This is a genomic window from Thermotoga profunda AZM34c06 (assembly GCF_000828675.1).
GTDB classification, from domain to species: domain Bacteria; phylum Thermotogota; class Thermotogae; order Thermotogales; family DSM-5069; genus Pseudothermotoga_B; species Pseudothermotoga_B profunda.
This window is the reverse complement of the sequence record NZ_AP014510.1, coordinates 1,313,379-1,340,070: the sequence shown is the minus strand read 5'-3', so window position 1 is coordinate 1,340,070 and position 26,692 is coordinate 1,313,379. Positions and strand designations below refer to the sequence as shown.

Sequence of the window (26,692 nt, the reverse complement as noted above, 5' to 3'; positions counted from 1 at the left end):
AGATGATGAGAATTATTTTGAATCAAAATTGGAAATTAACCTACGAAGATGGTGTAATCTGCAACGATATCTCTCTACCACATGAATTTCCCATAACTGAACAAAGCTATCCAAATCCAGTTTGCCTTTCTGGTTTATATGAAAGAGAACTGGTCGAATTAAAAGGACTGTCTGATAAAAGAGTCTTGCTGAGATTCCACGGAATCGACTACCTGTCGAAGGTCTACATAAACGGAAAACAAATCTTAGACCATGAAAATGGCTATGACCTGTTTGATATTGAGATAACAGAATCACTAAATTTTGATGGTCATGATACATTAAAGATCTTTGTCTCTGATTTTGATATAATCAATAAACCTGAAATCGTTATGGGCAAACAAGATTGGTATGGGAATGCTTGTGGAATAATTCAGAATGTTGAATTATGGATTGTAGACAAGATTTTCATAAAATCTGCAAAGTTCATACCAATGAAAGACCTAAAAACCATCAAGTGTGAAATTGAATTCTCTGATGGACAGGAACATGACTTCTCCTTAACTGTGATAGATCCATCAGGAATACAAATTTTGAGTGAAAAATTTAATTACTCAACATTTGATTTTGCCATTGAGAATCCAAAACTTTGGTCTCTGAAATCCCCTCAACTTTACACAGCCATAATTGATTTCACCGACGGTGTTTCAAAAGATAGGTTTCAAACAAAATTCGGTATTAGAACGATAGATACAAATAAAGATAAAATACTATTCAATGGCGAACCTATTTACTTGTTTGGTGCTCTTGATCAGAATTTCTATCCGATCAATCACTACATACTACCCAAAAAGGATGATCTCATCTCTGAATTTTTGAAAGCAAAGGAAATGGGACTAAATCTTTTGAGATTTCATGTGAAAATCCCAGACGATCTTTACTTGGAAGTTGCAGATGAACTTGGACTCTTGGTATGGATAGACCTGCCATACGCAAGACAGTTAAACGAAGGATCGATGGAATACCTGGAGAAATTGCTTGAAAACCTTCTAAAAAGGCATGCAAACCATCCGAGTTTTGTTGTTCTAAGTTTGATAAATGAAAGCTGGGGTATCGATCTATCCAAAGAAAAAGAAAGAAAGTGGCTCGAATTGTTTTACAGAAAAGCTAAAAATCTTGACAATACAAGACTCTATGTAGACAACTCCGCTTGTGTTGGTAATTTTCATGTCATCTCAGATATAGATGATTTTCACTTCTATAATTCATTTCCATACCACAACACACAGTGGAACAAAAAAATAGAAAATTTCGCTACCGGAGATTTTAAGAGTTTTTTTGAATCAGACAGAGAGTTACCAAAGGTTGTATCAGAATTTGGTATCTGGGGGCTTTCTGATCCAAAAGATTGGGAAGGTAATTGGATGAGATTTCCTGTAACCACAATGGGTGTGAAATTTCCAAACTCATCACCTATCGATGCAATTGCTCGCGTTTGTGGTTTTCACAACATAGATGATTTCATCTACCAAGCTCAGCTTCACCAATTCTTAGGTTTGAAATATCAAATAGAAAGGATGAGACTCAGGCCAGAGATTTCAGGTTATGTCATAACTGAATTTTCAGATATTGCTTGGGAAGCCAATGGGCTACTGGATTATAATCGTATGCCAAAGGTCTTTCATTCCAAATTGAGGTTTCTCAACAGAGAGATCTTGCCAATCATTAAAGATCACAGAGCAATCATCAAAGATGATGATATCTATCACGCGCAAGTTTATATAGCTAATAATTCAGGAAGAAATATCGATGCAAATTTGGTCATCAGAACAGATACCAAGATTCTCAAACAGGTACCAATTTCATTGAAAAAATGGTCGGTATCAAAGATCATGGATTTTTCAACAAAACTGGAACCAAGTACACAGAATATTTTTCTTGAAATTTTTGAAGGCGGGGACTTAATCAATCGCAATTTCTACCCAATAGTTGTTTTGAGACCATCACCTTTGAAAGATGAGATAGTTTGGGTAAATGGTGATATATTGCAAGATGATGAACTCGTATCGATCTCTGAAAAGCAAAAACTTCATGGCTTTTTAGATCTATCAGGAGATTGGATAAGCAATTTGACCATATTCAATACAAAAAGAAATAAGAATATATCGGCTTTACTATGGTCTTTAGGTGAGGTCACATCAGAATATGTGCTTATGATGAAACAAGACAAAATACCAAGTTCTGACAACTCAATCATAAACAAAATCACTGGTTGGGGTTATGCCTTTACCTCTCTGTTGTACACAAAAGAAATAGAAGGAAGGCGAAAGATCTTCACAACATTGAAAGATGATCTAATTTCAAGACTGATTATTTCTTATATACTATACTAAATATTTGAGGGTGAGAGTAAGTGAAAAAATACGTGACAATGAAAGATATCGCCAAACAAGCCGGTGTCTCGATTAATACCGTTTCTAAAGCATTGAGGGGTAAGGAAGATATAAGTAAACAGACTCGGCAGAAGATACTTAAAATAGCCAAAGAAATCGGTTATATAAAGAACTCAACAGCTTTCGCACTGAGAAGAAATCAGACAAAAACCATTGGAGTTGTAATAGAAGACAGCTCCAATCCTTTTTTTGCCGAAGTTCTAAAAGGTATTGAAGTTGCCACAAGAAAATTCGGTTATCAATTACTTTTGATGAACACAGAAACAGATCCAAAAACGCAATCACAGGCTATTACTACTTTACTTGAAAGAAGAGTTGAAGGACTCTTGATCAGTCCATTTGGACAAAACACAGAGGATTTTGAAAAACTTTTGAAGATGAATTTTCCTTTTGTATTAATCGGCAGACATATGTACCGTTCAGATATCGATGAAATATACAACGAAGAGATCAAGGGAGGTTATTTGGCGACAAAACATCTAATTTCAAAGGGCAGAAAACGCATACTTTTCATAAACACAAACATGGATAATTCCGCATCTAAAATGAGATATGAAGGTTATAAAAAAGCACTTTTTGAATCAGATATAGAACTCTCTGAAGATTACCTTGTCACTGTACCATATAACAAAAACATGGAAGCAGGCTATATGGGTGTCAAAGAAGCAATCAAAAGGGGTGTAGATTTTGATTCTATATTTTGCTACAACGATATGTTCGCATTTGGTGCGATAAAAGCACTGGATGAACTTGGGAAAAAAGTTCCAGAAGATGTAGCGGTCGTTGGTTATGACGATATTTGTTTTGCATCTTATTTTCGCCCACCTTTGACCACCATCCAAATCAAGAAATATGAAATGGGTTTTGAAGCCTTCAAAACTTTATTGGAAAGGATCAGTGGCAGAAGAAAGAATTGTAAACAGTTGATACTGGATGTTGAATTAATAATCAGGAAAACCACCTGATACGATTTCGATTTATCCTCACATTTGGACAAGAAAATCCCTGTCTCAAAATTGGCAAATTCAGTGTATAAATAGAATTTGAGATATCCTCAAAATAGGATAGGTCTTTGGAGGGATACGGATGAAAGTGATGATCGTTCAACCCATTCACGAAAGTGGGATTGAGTTGTTAAAAAAAGCAGGTTTTGAAATCGTTCACGCCTCTGATGCCAACCCAGAGACTGTGGCAAAGGAAATAGTTGATGTTGATGGTGTCATAGTTAGAACATCGCCTTTCACAGCTAAGGTCATTCAAAGTGCCCCAAAATTAAAGGTAATAGCTCGTCATGGTGTTGGTTTGGACAATGTAGATCTTGAAGAGGCATCAAAAAGAGGCATCTGGGTTGTGAATACACCCAATGCAAATGCCATCTCTGTAGCAGAAGCAACCATTGCATTTATTCTCGCACTCGCAAAAAGACTCAAACAAATGGACTATGAAACAAGAAATAACAACTTCAAGATACGAGATTTATTCTCTACTATAGATCTGGATTCGAAAACTTTGGGAATAATAGGCCTTGGAAGAATCGGCACACTTGTTGCAAAAAAATGCCAGCTGGCTTTTTCAATGAGAGTTTTGGCATTCGATCCATATGTTAACAAAGAAAAAGCCAATGAAATTGGTGTGAAACTTGTATCTTTGGAAAGTCTTTTGAAAGAATCTGATTTTGTCACCATACACGCACCACTTACAAACGAGACAAGAAATCTCATAGGCGAGACACAACTTAGATTGATGAAATCAACTGCGTTCATCATAAACATGGCGCGTGGGCCATTATGGGATGAAAATGCCGTGTTGAAAGCTTTAAATGAAGGATGGATCGCAGGAGCAGCTACAGATGTCTTTGTAGAGGAACCACCAAGATCTGATCATCCATTTTTCAATTGTGACAAGATCTTGCTCACACCTCATAATTCTGCTTTAACAAAAGAATGTGTAGTGAGAATGGCTCAAGATGCAGCACAAGGTGTGATAGAGGTGCTTTCAGGTAAGATACCAACCTTTCCAACTAATACAGATCTCTTAAAAAAATACGGTTATGAGGTGACAAGATGAAGGAAAATAAAACAAAAAGACTCCTGAAAGAGGGGAAAACAGTTATTGGAACAATGGTGAGTGAAATCAGAACACCGAGTATAGCCCAGATGCTTGCCACAGCGGGATTTGATTTTTTTGTCATAGACACTGAACACTCGTCGTTTAGTCTTGAAACCGTACAAGATATGATATGGGCTGCAAAAGCCGGTGGAATAACACCCATAGTAAGAGTACCTACAAGGTTTGGCCATCACAACTTATCAAGACCACTTGATTGTGGTGCAGAGGGCTTGTTAATACCACAAATTGAGGAAATAGACGTTGTTGAACAAGTGATAAAAGCAACAAAATATTACCCTGTGGGTGAAAGAGGTATGGCTACAAGAAAGGCACCGGTGGGTTTTTCATCCGTCAAAAAAGAAGAATATATCAAATGGGCAAATGAAAATACAATGATAATTCTTCAAATCGAAAGTAGAAAGGCTATAGAAAATCTCGATAAATTCAAAATGCCTGGGGTTGACGCGTTTTTGTTGGGGCCAAACGATCTCTCCCAAGATCTTGGTTTTCCTGGTGAAATTGATCATCCACTTGTCCAAAGCTATGTGGCAAAATTTGTCCAAAAATCTCTGGATCTTGGCATCCCATGTGGTATACATCTTTCAACACCTGACGCAATTAAACCTTGGGCTCAGATGGGTATGAAACTCTTGGTTTGTTCAAGTGATATAAATCTAATTGTAGATAGTGCGAGAAAGATAGTGGATTCTCTGAGAATGTTTTAACAGGAGGCGATATGAATTGATATGGCACGATCGATTCTATATGGGTTTGATACATTTTATGGCCTATCCAAATGCAAAAACCCAGGAAGAAATACTCTCAACGATTAAAAGAGTGCTCAACGATGAATTTTTCCAGGCCGTTGAAGTAAGTGCGCTTGTAGATGAAGATACTTTCAAAAAAATAGGAAAGATGTGTGAAACGGCAAAGGTCGAATTACTCGTTGCAGCACAACCTCTGATACTAACAAAAAATCTCAATTTGAATTCACTTGATGAGAATGAACGACTCAGAGCAGTCCAAGAAGCCAAGGCATCTATCGACAAAGCGTATATCAGTGGTGCAAAGGCAGTGGCATTTTTGAGTGGTAAGATGCCAAATAGTCAGATTGAAAACGCAAAAAAAGAACTTGTAAAATCACTTGAAGAGTTATGTGATTACGCCAAATTAAAAGGTAAAGAACATGGCTACACAGTTGCAGTGAATCTGGAAGTCTTTGATTGGTCTGTGGACAAAAAAGCTCTCGTTGGACCAGCACCTGTGGCATTTGAAATTGCGTCAGAAGTCAGAAATTCTTGTGAAAACTTTGGTCTTACCATTGATCTTTCTCACCAACCATTACTTTTTGAAGATTCATTTTACACAATCGGTTTACTTTCACCTTTCATAACACACGTTCACATTGGTAACGCAGTTCTTGAAAAAGATCACCCTTCCTATGGAGATCTACATCCAAGATTTGGTATAAAAGGTGGAAGCAACGATGTCGAAGAACTCACTTATTTTCTGAAAGCACTTTTGAAGAACAATTACTTTGAAAAAAAGGTTGCAACCCAAAAACCTGTGATATCTTTTGAAGTAAAACCATTACCAGATGAAGATCCAGATCTTGTAGTTGCAAACGCAAAAAGAACCTTTCTCATGGCGTATTCAAAACTTTTAAAGGAGGTTCAGTGAATGACAAAACCAAGAGTTTTTGTAACAAGTAAAATACCAGAACAAGGCTTGAAAATATTGTTTGAAAACTTTGATGTGCAGGTTAGTGATTATGATGGTCTTATACCAAAGAAAATTCTTTTGGAAAAAGTAAAAGGCATTGACGGTCTTTTGTGCCTTCTGGCTGACCCGATAGACAAAGAAGTCATAGAAGCAGCGGGGCCACAACTAAAAGTAATAGCAAATTATGCTGTTGGCTACAACAACATCGATGTTGAAGAGGCCACTAAAAGAGGTATCATGGTGACCAATACACCGGGAGTTCTTACAGAAACTACCGCCGATCTGGCATGGGCGTTGATGATGGCCATTGCCAGAAGGATCGTCGAAGGCGACAAATTCGTTAGGGCTGGCAAATTTCGCGGATGGGAACCCATGTTGCTCTTGGGTACAGATCTCTACGGGGCAACATTGGGTATTATTGGTTTTGGTAGGATAGGTCAAGCCGTCGCAAGAAGAGCTATCGGTTTCAAGATGAAGGTTCTCTATTATAGCCGTTCAAGGGTTAATGAACAAATCGAGAAAGAACTGAATGCAACATACGTTGATTTAGAAACACTTTTGAAAGAATCAGATTTTGTCAGCTTACATCTTCCACTTACAAAACAGACACATCATCTGATAGGTCAAGATCAATTGAAGCTCATGAAGAAAGAAGCTTATTTGATAAATACAGCACGTGGTCCAATTGTGGACGAAAAAGCCCTTGTTAAAGCGTTAAAGGAAAATTGGATCAGAGGAGCTGCACTCGATGTTTTCGAGAATGAGCCAGAAATTGAGCCAGAACTACTCGAATTAGAAAACGTCGTTCTTGCACCGCACATTGGTTCGGCATCCTACAATACAAGAACAAAAATGTCTATCATGGCGGCCGAGAACATTGTAAAGGCCTTGAGTGGTGAGGTGCCACCAAATTTGGTGAATATCGAAGTCTTAAAGAAAAAGTGAGGCGAGAGCCTCACTTTTATTTCAGAATTCATGTGCTGATGAAATAAATTCTATGTACAAAAACCCCATCGCAACTGTATTCGCATACTTCTTTTAATTCGAATCCTTGTGGTAACACCAGATCAATTTCCGTTTTCCTTTCTTCAAGATTCACAACATGTACCTTCAAAAGATTGTCCTGTTTGTATGAAGTTGTGATAACAAAACCATCTGATTTTATTTTCCAATCTTGATAGTTTTCGACTATCTCAATGAGTTCTTCAGCATTGAAAGGATGTGTAAATGTATAACAGTAATTGAGATAATTGAAGAACAAAAAACCATTTTTTTGAAGTCGCTCTCTCCATACTTGATCATTAAAATATGTTGAAAAATTCAATAATGCTAAATCTTGTTCTAAAGCCAATTGTTGTTCGGGTTTCTGATTAAGAGAGATTATTTTGTATACATCACTCCATATCAATTTTTCATTTTCAAAAGGCGAATAGCCAAGAAAGATCTTATTTTTCTTGAATTTTTTCACGATATTTATCTCATTTTCTTCAAAGATTGGTGGTACAAGCAGAAGATCTACTCCTTCAAAATTGTCCCAAACCACTTTGTAATCTATGTTCGAACGAATTAATTCGTGCTGTGCTGCAAAGAAAGGTAGTGCTGTTTTCTCCCAATGAAAGGTTAACGAATCATAAGGATGAAAGATACCTATTCTTGCCGCACGCTCACCATAGAGATCTTTAACAAGATTTTGTTTGTACCATTTGTGATAATTCTCTATCTGATTACGTACATCTTCAAACTGATCGTCCGTCAGCAAAGTCCACTTACCATTGTGAAAATATTCCGTGCCTTTGAGAACCATCACTGAGTCATTTGAATATGCCTCTGCCATAGCTTGAAGGTATAATCTAACAGGATAAACAGAATCATCTCCGATTCCAAACATGTAGGGTACAGAAGTTACAGCCTTCCCCTTGCTGTGTGCGTGAGCTATTCTATAGGTCATCGTATTAAAGATCTGTATATCATGAAATTTTCTCGGAATTTGATGATTTTCTATCATAACTAAGTCTTGTACTCTGAAAGCCTCTCTCAGATCTATTCCAGCCATGATCGAAAGTTCACTTATACCTGCTTCGAAAGAGTTTGAAGAAATCAAGATATCTTTTTTGAGCTTCCGTGCAACTTCAGAAAGTTCCTCCACTGTTTGCCAAATTATCTTTCTTCTCCAAATCAAGTAGAGTCTTGATTCAATATTCTCACTGAGGTGATGTGGTATACCTTTGACATCGAAACCCTGTTTTTCTGCAAACTCTTTGAACAAATCTTGACATCTATCACAATAACATGGGCGAAAACCAAACCATGAACCAAACATGTTATCAAAGAAAACACCGTCAGCTCCTGCATTGACTATTCCAATCACGATTTCTTTCAAATGCTCTTTCCACTCTGGATCTGTGGGACAAACTAAGTATCTGCCAGAATAATAATTTATCTTTTCACCATAAGGATCTAAAGCGTACCAGCGTTTTGTCAAGTATGAACCAGTGAAAACTGCATTAGAGAACTGTACATATCCAAATACTTTAAGGCCTTGCGCATGATACTCTTCAACAGTCTTTCTGAAATATTCATGATCTTCCTTCTCGATTTCTGGAGGAAACCCCCAGTTATAACTACAATAAGCCCAATTGTATCCCATTTTCTTAAGCCGAGCTGCACCCTCACGTAAGCCTCCCTTGATATGAACTTGTTCATCAATAGATTTACCAGGGAATTTGACTTTATTGATCCTTATCGTACCTGGTCCTGCCCACATATAAACTGGGTAATGATCCCATTTCTCGACCATGTAAGCACCTCCTGATTCATTTTTTGTATATTTCATCTATTACAAAACCTGCAAATGAGCTCCAACCTTGATTCAAACCTCCTCTATGATAAGCAGGTGAATAATATTCAACTAAATTCAGCCAACCATGCTTCAACGAATATTTCCACCACTCGAGAAGACCATAAGATGGATCGAACCCATTTTTGAACTGAGCTAAGGCATAAGCGCAATTCAAATAAGGCCAACAACTCGAGTTATGATACCTAAATGGGAATGCACTTTTCCCAAAAAGATGGGACCTTTTCTTATAAGGTGGCCACACATTCATAACGCCCCAATCACCATATGGTTGTTCGGAATTGTTCCGTGTCTCAAGAAGGTCATGCATTTTAGAAAGTGTTGATAAAGCTTTGTCTTTGTCTGCGATATCGTATAAAATTGCGACAATTGTATCTAAACTGAGATGATCTTCAACATAGGTACCAACAAAATCATAGAAATAACCCTTCTCATGATCGAATAATCTTTGGTTGAAGAGTTTTTTCGTTATGTTGAATCTTTTGCATAATTCGATATCCTTGACTGAGTGCATTTTGAAAATCTCACAAGCTTTACCAAGTGCAGCTATCTGGAATGCCAAATCATAGCTAACCAAACCATTTCTAAAGACGTTGTCAGCCCAATCGTTTGAATCATATGGTTTGAGCATCAAACCATCCTTGTTTTTAGGATAGCTATCTATCTGACGTATAATAATTTTTATTTTTTCTAAGATAGTCTTTCCATCAACTTTTTCAGATAAGATTGAAAGATCTTCAGTGAATTTAATGTACTCGAAAACTAATAACACAAACAATGGGCCCGAGTCGTGATGATTTGACCACCAGTCGTTTTCATATCTTACAAACTGAGCAAGTTGAGATGAACTCATGGCAAGATCTCTCAACAATCTTTTTTCGTCGTCATTTAAAAACATTACCGCGCTTGGACAACCATCATCATGAACTCCTTGAGCTAAGGTAAGGATTTGTTCTTTAACGAGTTTTGAATCGATTTTCAAAAGTGTGAGTGACGTCCAAAAACCGTCTCTGAAATAAGTCCTTGGAGGAAAACTGTAATTGTTACCTGCTGACAGAGCCTTGACAGTTCCAAAATCTTTCCAACAGGAAAGTGCTGTATGTACCGAGAAAAAATACAGGGCTTTTTCCAAATTATTCAAAGCACCAGGGCAATGCTCATCGAGTTTCTTCAGATAAACTCTGTTCTGATCTTCCTCAGATCCATCAACTGAAATTTGACTACCAAATGAGAGTTTTATAAAACCTTTATCGTTGCTCTCGATCACAAGCTCAAAGAGTCTGTCATTTTTCTGCTCGAATTTAATCAACTTTCCTTCCACGATCTTGATCTTCAAAATGTCTGAAAAATTCACTAATCCGTTAAAAAAAGAGACATTTAATGATCTTTCAAGGTCTATCGATTTAAAAAATGGTACTTTGAAATTTCTCTTAAGTGGTACTTTGAAGAGAAGCTCAAGTCTTTTCAAACCATTTATAAAAAAGAGAGTGGAGACTATATCATTCGCGGTTAAAAAAGACCAGTTCATATTCTCTCTTTGAAAATAACACCCATTTGGCCAGTATCTTGACAAAACAGGTTCACCAATATTTGTTTTCACAAACTCTAACACTAAACCATGTTTCGAAGAAAAGAGTTGCTTAGGTTCACCATATTTCATAATTAAGGTCTGCTCCAAATTGGAAAGTATAAAAGTCTCTAAGGCCCTTTCGTAAAGGATAGTACCGTTATCCAATATCTTATAATCCATATAAGTCACTTCCTCATTTTAAAGCACCAGTTGCTATACCCTTCACGAAGTATTTCTGGAGTAGCAAGAAGACAATTAAAACAGGAATCATTGATATTACCGTCATTGCCAATAAAGGTCCCCACTGCACTATATGTTCACCGGCATACATTCCCAAAGCCAATTGAACAGTGTACAGTCTGGGAGTACCAACGACAATCAATGGCCAGAGAAAATCATTCCATCTCCAAGTGAAAGACAATACCGAGAGGGCTGCTATAAGTGGCGTTGAAAGTGGTAGTACTATTTTAAAGAAAATCTTCATCTCCCCTGCTCCATCAATCCTTGCACTTTCTAAGATTTCATCTGGAAGTGCAGACAAAAGATATCTCTGTGCAAGAAATATACCCGTAGGTGTTGCAGAAGGTGGTATTATCAAACCCCATAAGGTGTTTATCATGCCTATCTTCGAGAGCACCAAATAAATTGGAACCATTATCACTTGCAATGGAATCATCAACATCGACAAAGTGAAAGATGAGATAAAACCCCTAAAACGAAAGTGATACTTTGCCAGCGCATAACCTCCCATTATGCTTATCAAAACGGTAATAATGGTCGCAAAAATCGAAATAAAGAAAGAATTTCTCATGAACAAAGGAAGTTGTGTTTTAGAAAAAACGTTTCTGTAGTTGATCATAGTCAACTTGGTTACCAAACGAGGAGGCCACGAAAAAAGATCAGATTCTTCCTTAAAACTCGAAAAGACAGTCCACAATATCGGAAGAACGTACAAAAATGCAAAAACGTACACAACGAGATTCAAGATTACTAAAAAAATCCTTTTTCTTCTTTTCATTGCTTTTCCTCCAAAACTTTGAATTGTAATAATGAGAGAATTATCAAGATTAAGAACAGTACTATAGACATTGCTGAGGCCATGCCAAGCTTTCTTTCCATAAAGGCAGTATGGTATATCTTTTGCGCAACCATTGTCGTTGATGTTCCAGGTCCTCCAGAAGTAAAAACATATATCACTTCAAAACTCCTCATCGCCATAATTGTTGAAAGAATTATCACAAGTACTGAAGTAGGCTTGAGTAGAGGAAAGATGATCTTCCAAAACCTTGTCCATTTATTTGCGCCGTCTAATGATGCCGCTTCATAGACTTCAACTGGGATAGCTGTAAGTGCTGCATTGAACATAACCATAAAATAGCCCGCAACATTCCAAACCGTCACCAACGTGACACTCAAAAACGCTAATCTTTTATCTATCAACCATGATATCGGGTTTAAACCCATTTTTATGAGAATTATATTTATCAATCCTGCATCATAATCCAAAAACCATTTCCAACTGATACCTATGATTGATGGTGATAAAAGCCAAGGCCAATAGAAAAGTGCCCTTAAAAAAGATCTACCATAAATAAAATCCGATGTAGTTATTACTGACAAACCAAGTGAAGAAAAGAAAACTAAAGGAACAACAAGCAACGTGTAAAAAAATGTTCTGGTCAATACATGGCTAAAATCACTTGGCGTGCGAAAAAGACTAATGAAATTAGACAAACCAACGAATTTCCCAGAAAAGGTGAGCATATCATAGTCTGTAAAAGAATAATAAAAACTACTCAGAGCAGGTGTTACTATGAATATCGCAAAGATCAAGAGATTTGGCAGAAGAAATAACCATGGGACCAGTTGTTTTTTCAAAGTTCTTCCCTCCAGATTTAAAACAACTTGGGTGGGATTCCCCACCCAAGAAAGCTCATTTACTTTTTGCGACTTCTTCTCTCAGAAACTTTGCAAGATCTCTGAAAGCCTGCGCAGGAGTTTTTTCTTTGGCAACCGCTGATTTTATCGCATCGATTATAACTGTTCTGTTCTTTTGTATTATAGCTGCTGTATCTGGATCATACCAATCCGCGACAAGACTTCCCCTTCCTGATTCATCAAGATCCTTCATCACCACATCGTAAACTTCTTTGATCACAGGATCTTCAACCTTTACCTTACCACTCAAATCTTTTCTATCAGGTATCAGATAAAGTTTTCCGGCAAATTCTGCGAGATTTTCTTCATTGGTCAAGAATAGTGCAAGCTGTGCACCTTTTTCAGTGAATGGAACTATATACTTTCCACCTGTCATTACAGCTCTTTGACGCTTGTATGGCCACATAATGGCGCCCCAATCAAATTTCAATTGTTCTTTGAATTGGGCAAGCATCCATATGCCAGAGACATACATTGCAGCCATACCGTTTTGGAAATACTTTGCCGGTGCGTCGCCAGTTAACCAAACGGCTTTCGGTATGAGATCTTCGTCATGAAGTTTGACGAAAAACTCCAGAGCCTCGATCGATTCTGGTGAATCAATGATTATATTTTTTCCTTCAGGGTCCCAAATACCGCCACCGAAGACATACAGTAAATTTGAAAATCTGTAGGGACTGAAATCATAAACAAGGGCATATCTTGCTGCACCACTTTGTTTGATTTTTTTCATTGCAGCATACCATTCATCAATCGTCCAAGGTCTGTCTTTTGGTACTTCTATACCAGCCTTCTTGAAAATCTCTTTGTTGTAAAAAACTGCGTGAGCATCCGAAGTGTACGGTATGCCTATTACTTTACCGAATTTTTCATAGATCTTTTTAAAGGCTGGTTTGTAGAAAGAGACATTTTCAAGCCAATCTTCGAATTTCATGTTGGTGTACTTCTCAACTAAAGGCTTCATATCTATTGCGTAATCAAGCCATGGTAATAAGTCGGTTTCCCTTGCAACATCTGGTGGTGAACCCGCTTTAGCCATTGCAGCAAGTTTGGGTTTGTATTCCAAGTAATAGGGTAGATTCAGAACAACAACTTTTTCACCATAAACCTTTTCGAATTTTGCAACCTGATTCTGCATGACGTCATAATCTGGACCATCTGTAAACCACATTAAGACCACATCAGCCATTGAGAGAACCGTCGCTAAAACAAGTAACATTGCAAAAATTCTCCGCATGAAACCACCTCCCCTTGAGTAATTTAGATATTCATAACTTTCTTTTGAACCAAAAAGACACCACCCAATGCCACATCATACTTATCAATCATACCTTTGCGAAATTCAAGGTTCTCATAAAACTGTAGTGGCAAGAACTCATAAAGAAATTGCTCAATAATTTCCAAGATTTCTGAGAAATATCTTTGTCCGATTCTCCCTTTGATGATTACAATCTGCGGATCAAACATGAGTATTGAATTGGCTATTGCAGCGGCAAGATGCATTAAAGATCTTCTCAACTTCTTTCCCATTTCGATCTGCCCTTGCTTAATCGCCATGATAATTTCTCTCAGATCGGTATCTTGAACGATCTCACCCAAGTACTTTCTCAAACAATGACCTGATATTTTCCTTGCCAAATGTCCAAAATTTTGTTCTTCACAAATGTCATCTTTTGTGACATCAATATCGGTTATCAACCATCCAAATTCTCCTGCTTTACCATAAAATCCCTGGAATAATTCGTCGTTTAAAATAACTGCAGATCCAAGACCACTATCCAAATATATAAAAAGTACATCCTTAAAACCTTTTGCTGCTCCGAGTTTGTGCTCGGCAAATGCAGCCAATTTAACTCTATTTGCTACGTATACAGGAAGGTCGAGCATCATTTGAAGCGTGTTTTGGAGATTGAAATCCTTCATACCAAATGCTGGAGCCGTTCTCACTAATCCTGTGTTCGGTTCGACCATGGCCGATATCCCAATTCCTATTCCTAAAAATTTTTCCCTTGGCAGATTCGATTGCCTTATCAACTCTTTGATTTTTTCGGAACACCACTCAATGATATCAAGTGAATCTTTTGTGTGAGGAATTCTTTCCTGAAAAGCCTTTTTCTCATTTCCAGAGAGATCAGTAATGATTATTTCGAACGTATTTTCTTCAAGTTCGGCACCTATACAATAAAACGCATCCGAAACGAATTTTAGGTTGATCCTTGGTCTTCCTATAGAAGACTTACAAATATTGGATTCGACTACAAGTCCTTTATTAATCAGCTGAGCCACCGCCTGACTTATAACAGGTTTACTCAGGTTTAAGAGTTTAGATATTTCAAGTCGAGATATTTCACCAGAATCTCGTATAACCTTCAGAGTTCTTGCCTCAAGATCGGTTAACAAAACAAACACCTCGATTTAGTTAGATATTACTAACTAAATGTTGCTTCTAACTGCATCTTTTGTCAAATGTTAACAAATCAGAAAATACATCAAAAACTAATCTCCGCATTTCCAAAGGCAGTTTTTTCGTGTTTAGATCCCTATTTATTCCGATAGCAAAAGTTATCCTTGGAAAATCGTACTATTTCGATTTATAGTTTTTCGTGTAACATTATCATGATTTCAAAAAGGGGGTAGATAAGCAATGGATCTTTCTAAAATCAGAGAAAATTTCGAACCAAAACCAGTTGGTGAATTGAAATCTCAGAACATTATCAAAAGACACCCAGCCAATCCTATACTCACTTACAAAGATGTGCCATATATTTCTGCACTTGTATTCAATCCTGGTGTTTGCAAACTAAAAGATCGTTATATAATGGTCTTTCGAAATGATTATGGTTCTTTTGAAGAAAAAAGAATCGATGGAACAAATCTGGGGTTGGCACTGAGCAAAGATGGAATAAAATGGAAGGTTAAACCAGAACCGCTGCATTTTACACTAAATGAGAAAGATTTTATAAGAGTTTATGATCCAAGATTAGTTACAATCGAAGAAAAGATCTATATGACCTTTGCCGTTGACACATGGCATGGAATAAGAGCAGGCATTGCAAAAACGGAGGATTTCGAACAATTTGAGATCATCGATCTCTCAACGCCAGATAACAGAAATATCGTACTTTTTCCAGAAAAAGTAAATAGTATGTATGTAAGACTCGAAAGACCGTTTCCAGTTTATGGCAGGTTAGGTTTAGAAAGATTTGATATCTGGATCAGTTTTTCACCAGACTTGAGATATTGGGGAGACAGCAAGCTTCTCCTTGCGGTGGAAGATGTACTATTTGCCAACATCAAAATTGGTCCAGGAGCACCCCCTATTAAAACCGACAGTGGTTGGTTAGTAATCTTTCATGCTGTAGATATTGATTCATCAAGAGGAAAGAATGGTTGGGAAGAAAAATGGACCAAGCGTTACACAGCAGGTGTTATGTTGCTTGATTTAAAAAACCCGACCAAAGTTTTGGGTTTATGTAAAGAACCTCTCATTGTACCGGAGGAAAAGTATGAGACCAGTGATGGATTTAGAAACAATGTAGTCTTTCCAACAGGGGCTATTTTGGAAGGTGATGAACTAAAGATTTACTATGGTGCCGCAGACACGGTGATCTGCCTTGCTACAACCAAAGTTGAAGATCTCGTTTCAACCTGTGAAGAATTTTAGCTTAGAACTATTGTATTTGACGATTGTGTTAATTTTTGAATGGAGTCAGAAAATAGAATTGTTGTATAATAAAAATTGAAAATAGGGAGGTGAAATCAATGAGAGAGATGACCAAGAAATTCCTCGAAGATGCCTTTGCCGGTGAAAGCATGGCACACATGAAGTATTTAATCTTCGCAGACGAAGCTGAAAGAAAGGGGTTAAAGAAACTTGCCAATCTTTTCAGGGCGATAGCACATGCCGAATTTGTTCATGCAAGAAATCATTACAGAGAACTCGGAAAGATCTATCAAGAAATGAAAGATAACGTTCAACAGTGCATCGATGGTGAAACTTTTGAAATCGAGGAAATGTACCCGGTTTACAACACAGTTGCACAATTTCAACAAGAAAAAGGAGCGGAAAGAAGTACTAAATATGCCTGGGAAGCAGAGAAAATACACGCTCAAATGTACAAACTTGCTAAAGACCTTGTTGAGAAAAAAGAAGATTACCCAGTCAGCAAAATATTCATCTGTCCTGTCTGTGGTCATACAGTAGAGAATGAACCACCTGAGAAATGCCCTGTATGTGGAACTGCCAAGAAGATGTATGTGGAATTCTCTGTATAAAGGAGGGAATAATATGAAACTTGCTGATTTTATTAAGTCAGAAGATTTCAAAAAAGAAAAACATGTACCAGTTATCGAAGTTGCTGAAAAGGTCAAAAAAGGAGAAAAAACAGAGATCACAGTCACCGTTGGTAAAGAAATACCTCATCCAAACACGACGGAACATCATATAAAATGGATCAAGCTCTTTTTCCAACCAGATGGCGATCCATATGTTTATGAGATAGGCAATTACGAATTCAATGTTCATGGCGAATCTGTCAAAGGCCCTAATACAGGCGATGTCTACACAGAACCAGTGGTGAAAACCGTTGCGAAACTGAACAAATCTGGAACAATCCTTGCTCTATCATATTGCAACATACATGGTTTGTGGGAGAGCAGCAAAAAAATTGAAGTTGAATAAACTAAAGCCCTGGACAAACCAGGGCTTTTTTCGAATATAAGGGGGAGTCATCGTGGACCTTTCTGTTGTAATTTGTGGCGAGGCTGGCCAAGGTATTCAGACAATAGAATACCTTTTTCCAAATATATTAAAGAGCCACGGTTTAAATGTATTTTCATACAAAGAATACATGTCTCGTGTCAGAGGTGGAAGTAACTCGACTTTGATAAGAATCAGTGATAAACCTGTTAGAGCATTCTGTAAGAAAACGGATATTCTCTTTTCTCTTTCACCAGGTGATGTACATTTACTAAGACTTTTGGAAAGAATAGATGACAATACCTTTGTTTTCATCGATTCAAATTCAGAGACAAAATTCAATACAAAAGCAAGGATAAAAAAAGTACCAATATCCAGTTTAGCACTTGAAGCTGGGAACAAACTTTATTCCAATTCTGTAGTTCTTGGTATGTTGTGTGGCCTTTTGAAACTTCCCTTTGAAAACGTGTTAGTCGCGATTGAGAAATGGTTTTGCAACAAAGGTACGAAGGTTTGTGAAGAAAACAAAAAGGCGGTCAAATTGGGATATGATTATGTCTACAAAAACATAGAAATGAACATTGAAACAAAGATCGAAACAAATCCGAGCGTCAAAGATCATATATTGATGAGTGGTGCAGAAGCAGTTTCTCTTGGTGCCTTAGCTGGTGGATGTAACTTCGTCTCTTCATATCCAATGTCTCCATCTACCGGTGTTCTGACTAACCTGGCAAATCATTCAAGAGATTTTGACATAATCGTAGAACAAGCAGAGGATGAAATCAGCGCCATAAATATGGCTTTAGGTGCATGGTATTCTGGAGCAAGGGCGCTTGTGACAACAAGTGGTGGCGGTTTTGCATTGATGGTAGAGGCTCTGAGTCTTGCTGGGATGATAGAAAGTCCTATAGTGATACACCTTGCACAAAGACCAGGTCCTGCAACAGGACTTCCAACAAGAACAGAGCAAGCGGATTTATTGTTCGCACTTTTTTCTGGGCACGGTGAATTCGAAAGAGTTATCTTTTCACCAGGTAATCTTGAACAAGCATTTTTCTGTACGATGAAAGCTTTTGATATTGCAGACAAATACCAAGTACCAGTCTTTGTTTTGACAGACCAGTATTTGATGGATATGATTTATAATTTCGATAAACTTGGAGAAATAAAGTCTTTCTCGGATTACATAGTTGAGACAGCGCCTGATTACAAAAGATATCAATTCACGGAAAATGGGATCTCCCCAAGAGGTATCCCAAGTCATGGTAATGGATTAGTTTGTGTGGATAGTGATGAACACGACGAATATGGAAGAATAACAGAAGACTTTACAATCAGAAACAAAATGGTCGAAAAGAGACTAAGAAAACTGAAAAACTTCTCTGATGAAATTCCTGCCGAATTCATAGGTAATAAAGATTTCACTCATCTTGTGATATGTTTCGGTTCAACAAGAGAGATTGTCCTTGAAGCATCAAAGGACTTTGAAAATTTGGCAGTACTTCATTTGCAACAACTTTATCCATTACCATCTAATCTCTCTAAATATCTAAATAGAGCAAAGAAAGTACTTCTTGTAGAATCCAATGCCACCTCACAACTTGGAAAGCTTCTGAAAATGGAATTTGGTTTTAGTGATTTCAAAACATTGAATAAATACAACGGCTTACCTTTTTACGTAGAAGAAATAAAAGACACATTACAAAAGTTTATGAAGGGGGAGATTTGATGGCTACAAAGTTTGATATTGAAGGTGGAGATATCGCATGGTGTCCTGGTTGTGGTAACTATTCGATACACAACATTGTCAAAACTGCATTACAGGAGCTCGACATAGACCCAAAAAATTTGGTACTTGTTTCTGGAATCGGGCAAGCTGCGAAAGCACCTCAATACATAAAATGTAATTATTTCAACGGTTTACACGGAAGAAGTTTGCCAGCAGCTGTTGGAATAAAGGTATCTAATCCAAATCTTGTGGTAATTGTGGAAAGCGGAGATGGCTGTATGTATGGTGAAGGAGGAAATCACTTCATACATGCCATCAGGAGAAATTCAGATATCACCGTTTTAGTTCACGATAACATGGTTTATGGTCTAACAAAAGGGCAAGCTTCACCAACCAGTGAGAAAGGTTTTACAACACCTGTACAGGTCAATGGAGTTTTGAATGAGCCATTCAACCCAATAGCCATTGCATTGTCTTTGAAGTGTTCTTTCGTGGCTCGAGCATTCTGCGGTGATGTGCAAGAAACAAAAGAGATCATAAAAAGAGCCATATTGCACAAAGGATTTTCATTGGTAGACATATTCCAGCCATGTGTTACTTTCAATAAAATCAACACCTACAAATGGTTCAAAGAAAACACCTACTATATGAAAGATCACGACGAGACAAATATAAACAAAGCATTTGAAAAAGCACTGGAAAGATCTCCCTTACCCTTAGGTGTATTCTATATCGAAGAAAAACCTACCTTTGAATCACAACAAAGAGTCTATAAAAACTCTTCAGAGCCACTTTTCAAAAGAAAGCATAATGTTGAAAAGCTAATGAATCTTATTGAATCAAAGCGGAGGTGGTAAAGATGTTGCAAATCGGTTCAATTGCACCAGATTTTTCATTGAAAGATCAAGATGGCAATGTGATTCAGTTATCTTCGCTAAAAGGAAAGAAAGTGCTCTTGTCATTTCATCCACTTGCTTGGACTTCTATCTGTGCAAACCAGATGAAATCATTGGAAGCTAACTACGAAAAATTCGAGAAACTAAAAACAGTTCCACTTGGTTTGAGTGTTGATCCAGTTCCAAGTAAAAAAGCTTGGGCAGATTCACTGGGCTTAAAGCAATTGAAGATCCTCTCGGATTTCTGGCCACATGGTGAAGTGGCTAAATTGTACAACATATTCAGAGAAAAAGACGGTTTTTCTGAAAGAGCAAATATCATAATCGATAAAGATGGAAAGATCATCTTTTTCAAAGTCTATCCTATTAGAGAATTGCCAGATATTCAGGAAATAATAGATTTTCTTATATCTCGTTAAAATTTCAATATATCAGGATAATCCATGATTAGGTTAGTGCAAAGTTAATTAGGTATACAAGATGCACCTTACTTTTCTGCCATCGACATCGATGGTTTGAGAAAAATTCGAGCATTCTTTTTTGGCATAAGCGCATCTTGGCATAAAGGCACATCCTGAGGGGGGATTTATCAAATTGGGGGGCTCTCCTGTTTGACCAAGCCTTGTATTCAGTTTGTTCGGATCTGGTGCCGCCATCCTCAGCAGTTTAGTATATGGATGTAATGGATCGTCAACTATTGCTTTTGCGTCTCCTTCTTCAATAATCTGTCCAGCATACATGACTGCTATTCTGTCAGAAATATATTTTGCAGAAGCAAGATCGTGTGTAACATGTATCAGAGAAATAGCGTGATTATCTCTCAATTTCAGAAGTAAGTTGAGAATAGAAGCCTTTATCGACACATCGAGCATCGAAGTGGGTTCGTCGGCGAGTATTATCTTTGGTCTTGTTATAATCGATCGCGCGATGATGACTCTCTGTCTCTGTCCTCCAGACAACTCGTGTGGATATTTCTCAAGAGAGTCGAATGGCAGTTCAACCTCTTCAAGAACCTCATTTATCCTCTCTTTTATATTAGGTATCTTGAAAATTTTGAGAGGCCTTTCAAGGAACTTCCCAATCTTCTTCACCGGGTTTAATGCTGAAAATGGGTCTTGGAAGATCATTTGAACGGTTTTTCTGTACTCTAATTCCTGATTTTTGTTCATCTTTTTAGGTACTTCCTTACCAAGCACAGATAAACTTCCATCATCTTGGACGTATATTCTTGCAACGACTCTCAAGAAAGTCGTTTTGCCACAGCCACTTTCTCCAACAATCGACAAAATTTCTCTATCTGCAAGATGGAGATCCACTCTTCTCAATGCGTGTATCGTATAGTGCTTAATACCTTTTCTAAAGGCAAAATTTTTGATAATTCCTTCTGCGATCAATACAGATGACAAGAAACCCACCTACCTTGTTCAACCTGCTTGTACTCCGGATGTTTTTCTAAGCATATCTTTTTTCTGAACCGACATCTTTCATAGAAAGGACAACCCTCAATTACAATCGAAAGGTCTGGTGGTCTTCCCGGGATACTTTTGTACTCTTTGAGCTCTCCAGATACACTTGGCAAAGCTTCAATCAGCCCTTTTGCATAAGGATGTAGTGGATTTTCGTAAACATTTCTGGTATCACCATACTCGACTATTTCACCTGCATACATTATAGCCAAGTGCTTTGATATTTCGAATAAAAGTGAGATATCATGTGTTACGAAAGCTGCAGAGAATTTTTTCTGTTCTTGTAACTCGAAGATTTTCTCAAGAATCGACCTTTGCACAACCACATCCAATGCAGTTGTTGGTTCATCAAAAACGACAAATTTTGGGGAAAGAGCCAAAGCCATCGCTATAACAACTCTCTGGCGCATTCCACCGGAAAGTTGGTGTGGGTAACTATTTGCGCGTTCCACAGGGATACCCACGAGTTTTAAAACTTCTCCAACTATCTCATAAGCTTCTTGCCTTTCCATATCTGTATGACAAACTATCGCATCGGCAATCTGATCTTTTATTTTCATAACTGGATTCAATGAACTCATAGAACTCTGTGGGACAAAAGAAAACTCTTTCCAACGAACTTTGGACAGTTGCTCATTAGAAAGGCTGAATATATCTAACCCATTGATTAAAACCTTACCAGATTCTATGTAGCCAGGACTCTTCAACAATCTGAGCATCGCCAAAACCAAAGTCGACTTTCCGCAACCAGATTCACCGGCAATGCCAAGAAAATCCTGATCATGAATCTTCAAACAAACGTTATTCACTGCTCTAACTACTTTTTTTCTGAAACGATATCCTGCTCTTAAATTTAGAATCTCAACCATCAGACCACCCTAACGTTTTCTCAATCTTGGATTAGTTGTTTCATCAAGCGAGAAATTCAAAAGGGCAAAAGCAGTACCAAGCATGATTATCGATAACCCAGGTGCAAGGACCCATGCCCACATTCCATTCAACAAGGCATTGGCACTCTGAGCCCAATAGAGCATTGTGCCCCATGAAATTTTACTGACATCGCCTAAACCGAGAAAGGATAAAGAAGCTTCTCCAATAATTGCATAAAGAACCGAACTGAAAAAAATCGAAGCTATCAAAGATAACATGTTTGGAAATATTTCGAAGAACACAATCCTTATATTTCTTTCTCCTATTGTTTTCGCTGCCATCACAAAATCTCTGTTCTTCATTGAGAGCATCTGTGATCTTATCATCCTTGCTCCACCACCCCAACCAGTTATTGCGATAACCAAAATCACAGTCCAAAAGCTTCGGACTCTCATGTAAGATGAAATCACAATCATAAGTGGAATACCTGGTATAACTAAGAACACATCCGTTATGGTCGACAAGATACGATCAACAATACCTCCGTAGTAACCCGAGATCATTCCAACAAAAGTAGAAATACCTGACATGAGAAGACCAGTGACTATACCTATTACAAGTGAAAGTCTTGTTCCATAGATAAGCTGTGAAAAAATATCTCTGCCCAATCTATCTGTACCGAGAAAATGCAGACTACTTGGTTTATCATAAGGTAAATCAACTATATCATTTGGATCATATGGCGCTATATATGGAGCAAAAATGGCGATAGCTAAAAAAAACATTATTATACCAATTCCAGCCCAAGCCTTGATAGACAAAGTCTCACCCTCTTGTTCTTGGATCGAGAAACATGTAGACAAAATCCATCAACAGGTTTGCACTCAAGACAGATAAAGATATAAAGAAAAATATGGCTTGTATCAATGGGTAATCTTGACTAACAGCGGCTCTGTACAATTGATAGCCTACTCCGGGGTAAGAAAAAACGATCTCCGTCAAGAGTGCCCCGCTCACGACAAACCCCAAGGACAATCCAAAAGCCGTTACACTTGGTAAAATGGCATTCTTCATAGCATAATTGGCGAGAATTTCTTGCTGTGAAAGGCCCTTAGCTTCCGCAAGTAATATATAGTCTTCTGCTAAGACACTGACTATGTTATTCCTCATAGTGAGAATCCAAGAACCAATAGATCCTACAACAAGTGTTGTTCCAGGTAATATGGCGTGATAAACAACACTGAGCACAAAACTCCAACCACTCAGAAACTCCTTGGTTGAATATGCATTTGATAAAGGAAACCATTTCAAAACGTATCCAAAAAGGTACAAAAACATCATCGAAAGCCAAAAATACGGAAATGCCTTTATCATCAAAGAAACCATAGTAAGCGCCACACCAACGGGTTTATCTCGTTTATAGCCAGCGATTGCGCCTAACCAAGTCCCTATTAGAAAGCTAATCGCTGTGGAAATACCAACTAAGCCTATCGTCCATGGCAATGAAGATTTGAGTACATCTCTCACAAGCACTGGGTAATACACATATGAAATCCCAAAATTACCGGTAAAACTATTTTTGATATATTCCAAATACTGCACTATTAATGACTTGTCCTTTTCAATACCTATTGCGATTCGAAGAGCTTCGACTGCAGATGGACTTGCTTCTCCAGCTATGCGGGACATAATTCTCTCTGCAGGGTCTCCCGGCATCAAGCGAGGAATCAAGAAATTCAGCGTCAATGCAGTCCAGAGTGCTATGAGAAAGAATAAGATTTTTTGAGTCACATATTTCAAAATCAATCACACCCCTAAAAAAGATCCGGGGACAGTTGTCCCCGGTACAAATCACTTTGGTTCAAGGTGCATGACCAAGTAAATCTTATCCATACCAGTGGTTCTTGGTTCTACAAAGGCATTATTTTCATTTGGCCAGCCAGTGAAATTCTTGGTTGAATATATGAACCAAACTGGATTATAGAACAAAGGTACTGCTGGAACATTATCCAATATGATCTGCTGTATCTGCGAAACTATAGTTTTTATTTGTTCTTTATCAACTGTTTGAGAAAGTTTTTCAGTCAATTCATCGGTGTATTTGTCTATCCATCCTCCTCTGTTGCTACCGACATACGCATTCGAAGAATGCAAATAGTTTTGAAAGAAGGTGTAAGGATTGGGACCGTAATTCGACCAGCTCACGGCGACATCAAAATCTTTCTGCCTAATCTTTGTCAAATATGCACCGTAATCTATTGGAGTCACATTCAGTTCTATACCAACCTTTTTGAGTTGCTGTGATAAAAGTTGTGAAACTGCGATCCAATCGGTCCAACCAGCAGGCACAATGAGTTCATATGACAATCTTATTCCATTTGGTCCGACTAAGATCCCATCTTTGCCTGCTTTGAATCCCAAGGCTTCGAGTTCTGATTTTGCCTGTTGTAAGTTGAAAGAATACCATTTATTTTTCAAATTTTGGTCAATTAAATACGAATATCCAGATTTTATCACAACAGGATTGGCTTTCACTGCATAATTCGTCATCCCGATCCTTATCAATTCATCTGTATTAACTGCCTTAGCAACGGCTTTTCTAAATGCTGGATCTTTAAAAGGTGCTCTCTCAAGATTGAAGAACAAAAAGACAGGGTTTCCTTCGGGGAACCAGAATTTTATGTCCTTATTCTGAATATTCTCAATCTTAGGATAATTGATGCCACCCCAGTCAATTTCTCCATTTGCAACTGCGAGTTGTGCTGGTTCATTTCCATTGAAAGCGGGAATTCTTATTCTGTCGACTTTGATCTTATCTGCTTGCCAATAATCAGCTCTTTTTTTCAGTGTGAAGACTTGATCTGTGAAAGTTTCAAGGACATAGGCACCTGTACCGACTGGATTTTCATTTGTGAATTTTGAAGGATCTTCAACCTTTTCCCAAATATGTTTTGGTACGATATAGATACCAGCTATGTTGTAGATTATCAAAGTGTTGAGCTTTGAAAAATTCAACTTCACTGTGTATTCATCAATTTTTTCAACAGTCTCCAATCCAGATTTCCATACACCTTGTGTGTCCAATGCGGGGAATTTTTTGAGCATTTCAAAAGTGAAAACTACATCATCGGCTGTGAAAGACTTGCCATCGGACCACGTAACGCCTTTTCTAATGTTTAGTGTAATACTCTTGTAATCTTGGCTCCATTCATAACTCGAAGCAAGCCATGGTATGAGATCACCTGTGAAGTTATTTGAATATACAAGTGTCTCATAAATAAAACCACATGCTGCATATCCTGTTCCACCAGCAAAATAAGGGTTGAAATTTCTCTGATGTGCCCCTGTTACTGAGATGATCATCGAAAGATCTGCTGAGAAGATCGATACCACAACCATCAAAATCAGAAAAACCAAAAATTTCTTCATAACTACACCTCCCAATAAATGATTAGTTGTCATAACACTATTACTACTATATCATACTTTACATATGAATTTTCAGATTGAGCAAAGATTTATTAATTGCAAGCATATGATCGACATCATGTTTAAGCCTAAGTATCTCTACATGGGAAAGATTTTTCGCAAAAATATGCTGAAATTGAGAAATTTTAAACATACCTCCGTGGATATACAACTTTCTTGCATTGGTTTTGTAAAGAATGCGTTTTGTTCTCTCAAGGAGAATTTGCAAATCTTCTTCTAATATCCTGAGTACCAGTGGCGTAATCTTCATATGACTTGCAAAGGATGCTATTACTTCTTTGAAATTTTTTAATCTCTGTAAATCGACAAGATCCTCGATGTGGCTCACTTTGTAAAAATGGATTAATTCGTCAAATATGGGATCAAATTCACCAATGCCATCTCTATAATTTAAGGCAGCCTTTATAATTTTACAAACAACACTAAATGCCCCGCCCTCATCATCGAAAAGATGTCCCCATCCTCCTGCACGATGAACCATTTGCAGGTTATCTACACCCATAACTACAGATCCTGTACCGGCAATTGTGACAACCACAGGTTCATTCTCATAACATGAGTATAAAACCCCTTCTGCATCAGTGAAGATCTGTAAAGATGAATTATGAAAGTATTTTGCCATAATCTCCCTGAGCAAAGATTTTCTCTGTTCACTGCCAGCGCCTGAAAATGCAGCTCTCACAAGATCGACATCTCCAGACCATTCAAATAATTCCTTTATCGTTTGTTCGAGTTGCTTTGGATCAACGGCAGATAAATTGACACCTTGATTCAAAATAGTTCTACGAATAACCTTATTTTCTTGCGCAACGGTTGCTTTCAGAGATGTGCCTCCACCATCTATTCCAAGAACTTTCACACTTATTCCCCCATTTTGACTAAGTTTATCTTTATGATATTATACCTCTTGGAAAT

General features: G+C 37.7%; 24 protein-coding genes. 12 read left to right on the top strand and 12 right to left on the bottom strand.

What is annotated here, in order from left to right; translation table 11 throughout:
* Positions 1-5 precede the first annotated feature (5 nt).
* The 6 genes from TSP02S_RS06470 to gyaR all read left to right on the top strand — a co-directional run bounded on the left by TSP02S_RS06470 (position 6) and on the right by gyaR (position 7,208).
* On the top strand, positions 6-2,372 hold the full coding sequence (locus TSP02S_RS06470) for a glycoside hydrolase family 2 protein (protein WP_041082805.1): 2,367 nt from the start codon (positions 6-8) through the stop codon (positions 2,370-2,372).
* A gap of 20 nt (positions 2,373-2,392) precedes the next feature.
* Positions 2,393-3,397 carry a LacI family DNA-binding transcriptional regulator gene (locus TSP02S_RS06465; RefSeq protein ID WP_144380739.1) on the top strand — a complete coding sequence of 335 codons (1,005 nt, stop codon included), beginning with the start codon at positions 2,393-2,395 and terminating at the stop codon, positions 3,395-3,397.
* Positions 3,398-3,518: 121 nt separating this feature from the next.
* On the top strand, positions 3,519-4,499 hold the full coding sequence (locus TSP02S_RS06460; RefSeq protein ID WP_041082803.1) for a hydroxyacid dehydrogenase: 981 nt from the start codon (positions 3,519-3,521) through the stop codon (positions 4,497-4,499).
* On the top strand, positions 4,496-5,266 hold the full coding sequence (locus TSP02S_RS06455; RefSeq protein ID WP_052465357.1) for an HpcH/HpaI aldolase family protein: 771 nt from the start codon (positions 4,496-4,498) through the stop codon (positions 5,264-5,266). The genes TSP02S_RS06460 and TSP02S_RS06455 overlap by 4 nt, the downstream gene beginning before the upstream one ends.
* Positions 5,267-5,282: 16 nt before the next feature.
* Positions 5,283-6,221, top strand: a complete 939-nt coding sequence (locus TSP02S_RS06450; RefSeq protein ID WP_232503672.1) for a sugar phosphate isomerase/epimerase family protein — start codon at positions 5,283-5,285, stop codon at positions 6,219-6,221.
* Positions 6,222-7,208, top strand: coding sequence for a glyoxylate reductase (gene gyaR, locus TSP02S_RS06445; RefSeq protein ID WP_041082801.1), 987 nt, complete (start codon positions 6,222-6,224; stop codon positions 7,206-7,208).
* A gap of 28 nt (positions 7,209-7,236) precedes the next feature.
* Here the strand turns inward: gyaR and TSP02S_RS06440 are convergent, their stop codons facing one another.
* The 6 genes from TSP02S_RS06440 to TSP02S_RS06415 are packed head-to-tail and all read right to left on the bottom strand — an operon-like array spanning position 7,237 to position 15,028.
* Complete coding sequence (locus TSP02S_RS06440) at positions 7,237-9,060, bottom strand: DUF6259 domain-containing protein (RefSeq protein WP_144380738.1); 1,824 nt, start codon at positions 9,058-9,060, stop codon at positions 7,237-7,239.
* 16 nt (positions 9,061-9,076) lie between these two features.
* Positions 9,077-10,870: a glucosidase family protein gene (locus TSP02S_RS06435; RefSeq protein ID WP_041082796.1), complete on the bottom strand. Its 1,794-nt coding sequence runs from the start codon at positions 10,868-10,870 to the stop codon at positions 9,077-9,079.
* 13 nt (positions 10,871-10,883) lie between these two features.
* Entirely contained in the window at positions 10,884-11,708 is an 825-nt protein-coding gene (locus TSP02S_RS06430; RefSeq protein WP_041082792.1) for a carbohydrate ABC transporter permease, read from the bottom strand.
* Entirely contained in the window at positions 11,705-12,568 is an 864-nt protein-coding gene (locus tag TSP02S_RS06425) for a carbohydrate ABC transporter permease (RefSeq protein WP_052465356.1), read from the bottom strand. The genes TSP02S_RS06430 and TSP02S_RS06425 overlap by 4 nt, the downstream gene beginning before the upstream one ends.
* A 55-nt stretch (positions 12,569-12,623) precedes the next feature.
* Positions 12,624-13,865 (bottom strand): ABC transporter substrate-binding protein, encoded by a 1,242-nt coding sequence (locus tag TSP02S_RS06420; protein ID WP_041082790.1) that lies wholly within the window; start codon positions 13,863-13,865, stop codon positions 12,624-12,626.
* A 23-nt stretch (positions 13,866-13,888) separates the two neighbouring features.
* Entirely contained in the window at positions 13,889-15,028 is a 1,140-nt protein-coding gene (locus TSP02S_RS06415; protein ID WP_041082788.1) for an ROK family transcriptional regulator, read from the bottom strand.
* A gap of 244 nt (positions 15,029-15,272) precedes the next feature.
* Here TSP02S_RS06415 and TSP02S_RS06410 point away from each other — a divergent pair, with 244 nt between their 5' ends.
* The 6 genes from TSP02S_RS06410 to TSP02S_RS06385 all read left to right on the top strand — a co-directional run bounded on the left by TSP02S_RS06410 (position 15,273) and on the right by TSP02S_RS06385 (position 20,371).
* Positions 15,273-16,292 carry a glycoside hydrolase family 130 protein gene (locus tag TSP02S_RS06410; RefSeq protein WP_052465354.1) on the top strand — a complete coding sequence of 340 codons (1,020 nt, stop codon included), beginning with the start codon at positions 15,273-15,275 and terminating at the stop codon, positions 16,290-16,292.
* 98 nt (positions 16,293-16,390) lie between these two features.
* Positions 16,391-16,903 (top strand): rubrerythrin family protein, encoded by a 513-nt coding sequence (locus TSP02S_RS06405; protein ID WP_041082786.1) that lies wholly within the window; start codon positions 16,391-16,393, stop codon positions 16,901-16,903.
* Between the two features lie 13 nt (positions 16,904-16,916).
* Positions 16,917-17,309: a class II SORL domain-containing protein gene (locus tag TSP02S_RS06400; protein ID WP_041082784.1), complete on the top strand. Its 393-nt coding sequence runs from the start codon at positions 16,917-16,919 to the stop codon at positions 17,307-17,309.
* Between the two features lie 52 nt (positions 17,310-17,361).
* The gene (locus TSP02S_RS06395; RefSeq protein WP_332370260.1) at positions 17,362-19,056 is read left to right on the top strand and encodes a 2-oxoacid:acceptor oxidoreductase subunit alpha; all 1,695 of its coding nucleotides are present in this window, start codon (positions 17,362-17,364) and stop codon (positions 19,054-19,056) included.
* Positions 19,056-19,913: a thiamine pyrophosphate-dependent enzyme gene (locus TSP02S_RS06390; protein ID WP_041082779.1), complete on the top strand. Its 858-nt coding sequence runs from the start codon at positions 19,056-19,058 to the stop codon at positions 19,911-19,913. The genes TSP02S_RS06395 and TSP02S_RS06390 overlap by 1 nt, the downstream gene beginning before the upstream one ends.
* A gap of 2 nt (positions 19,914-19,915) precedes the next feature.
* On the top strand, positions 19,916-20,371 hold the full coding sequence (locus TSP02S_RS06385; RefSeq protein WP_171816329.1) for a redoxin domain-containing protein: 456 nt from the start codon (positions 19,916-19,918) through the stop codon (positions 20,369-20,371).
* 48 nt (positions 20,372-20,419) lie between these two features.
* On the opposite strand, the gene TSP02S_RS06380 is transcribed toward TSP02S_RS06385, so the two are convergent.
* The 6 genes from TSP02S_RS06380 to TSP02S_RS10750 are packed head-to-tail and all read right to left on the bottom strand — an operon-like array spanning position 20,420 to position 26,636.
* Entirely contained in the window at positions 20,420-21,367 is a 948-nt protein-coding gene (locus TSP02S_RS06380; RefSeq protein WP_052465353.1) for an ABC transporter ATP-binding protein, read from the bottom strand.
* Entirely contained in the window at positions 21,343-22,287 is a 945-nt protein-coding gene (locus TSP02S_RS06375; RefSeq protein WP_041082775.1) for an ABC transporter ATP-binding protein, read from the bottom strand. The genes TSP02S_RS06380 and TSP02S_RS06375 overlap by 25 nt, the downstream gene beginning before the upstream one ends.
* A gap of 9 nt (positions 22,288-22,296) precedes the next feature.
* Entirely contained in the window at positions 22,297-23,109 is an 813-nt protein-coding gene (locus tag TSP02S_RS06370; RefSeq protein WP_082025939.1) for an ABC transporter permease, read from the bottom strand.
* 4 nt (positions 23,110-23,113) lie between these two features.
* Positions 23,114-24,079 (bottom strand): ABC transporter permease, encoded by a 966-nt coding sequence (locus TSP02S_RS06365; protein ID WP_232503799.1) that lies wholly within the window; start codon positions 24,077-24,079, stop codon positions 23,114-23,116.
* Between the two features lie 60 nt (positions 24,080-24,139).
* On the bottom strand, positions 24,140-25,717 hold the full coding sequence (locus TSP02S_RS06360; RefSeq protein ID WP_041082773.1) for an ABC transporter substrate-binding protein: 1,578 nt from the start codon (positions 25,715-25,717) through the stop codon (positions 24,140-24,142).
* A 58-nt stretch (positions 25,718-25,775) separates the two neighbouring features.
* Positions 25,776-26,636: a BadF/BadG/BcrA/BcrD ATPase family protein gene (locus TSP02S_RS10750; RefSeq protein WP_052465352.1), complete on the bottom strand. Its 861-nt coding sequence runs from the start codon at positions 26,634-26,636 to the stop codon at positions 25,776-25,778.
* Between the last annotated feature and the right edge of the window lie 56 nt (positions 26,637-26,692).

Bases quoted from the DNA above. Each gene is read 5' to 3' on its own strand.
- TSP02S_RS06470 (WP_041082805.1), top strand. From the start codon at position 6: ATGAGAATTATTTTGAATCAAAATTGGAAATTAACCTACGAAGATGGT.
- TSP02S_RS06460 (WP_041082803.1), top strand. From the start codon at position 3,519: ATGAAAGTGATGATCGTTCAACCCATTCACGAAAGTGGGATTGAGTTG.
- TSP02S_RS06455 (WP_052465357.1), top strand. From the start codon at position 4,496: ATGAAGGAAAATAAAACAAAAAGACTCCTGAAAGAGGGGAAAACAGTT.
- gyaR (WP_041082801.1), top strand. From the start codon at position 6,222: ATGACAAAACCAAGAGTTTTTGTAACAAGTAAAATACCAGAACAAGGC.
- TSP02S_RS06440 (WP_144380738.1), bottom strand. From the start codon at position 9,060: ATGGTCGAGAAATGGGATCATTACCCAGTTTATATGTGGGCAGGACCA.
- TSP02S_RS06435 (WP_041082796.1), bottom strand. From the start codon at position 10,870: ATGGATTATAAGATATTGGATAACGGTACTATCCTTTACGAAAGGGCC.
- TSP02S_RS06430 (WP_041082792.1), bottom strand. From the start codon at position 11,708: ATGAAAAGAAGAAAAAGGATTTTTTTAGTAATCTTGAATCTCGTTGTG.
- TSP02S_RS06420 (WP_041082790.1), bottom strand. From the start codon at position 13,865: ATGCGGAGAATTTTTGCAATGTTACTTGTTTTAGCGACGGTTCTCTCA.
- TSP02S_RS06410 (WP_052465354.1), top strand. From the start codon at position 15,273: ATGGATCTTTCTAAAATCAGAGAAAATTTCGAACCAAAACCAGTTGGT.
- TSP02S_RS06405 (WP_041082786.1), top strand. From the start codon at position 16,391: ATGAGAGAGATGACCAAGAAATTCCTCGAAGATGCCTTTGCCGGTGAA.
- TSP02S_RS06400 (WP_041082784.1), top strand. From the start codon at position 16,917: ATGAAACTTGCTGATTTTATTAAGTCAGAAGATTTCAAAAAAGAAAAA.
- TSP02S_RS06390 (WP_041082779.1), top strand. From the start codon at position 19,056: ATGGCTACAAAGTTTGATATTGAAGGTGGAGATATCGCATGGTGTCCT.
- TSP02S_RS06385 (WP_171816329.1), top strand. From the start codon at position 19,916: ATGTTGCAAATCGGTTCAATTGCACCAGATTTTTCATTGAAAGATCAA.
- TSP02S_RS06375 (WP_041082775.1), bottom strand. From the start codon at position 22,287: ATGGTTGAGATTCTAAATTTAAGAGCAGGATATCGTTTCAGAAAAAAA.
- TSP02S_RS06360 (WP_041082773.1), bottom strand. From the start codon at position 25,717: ATGAAGAAATTTTTGGTTTTTCTGATTTTGATGGTTGTGGTATCGATC.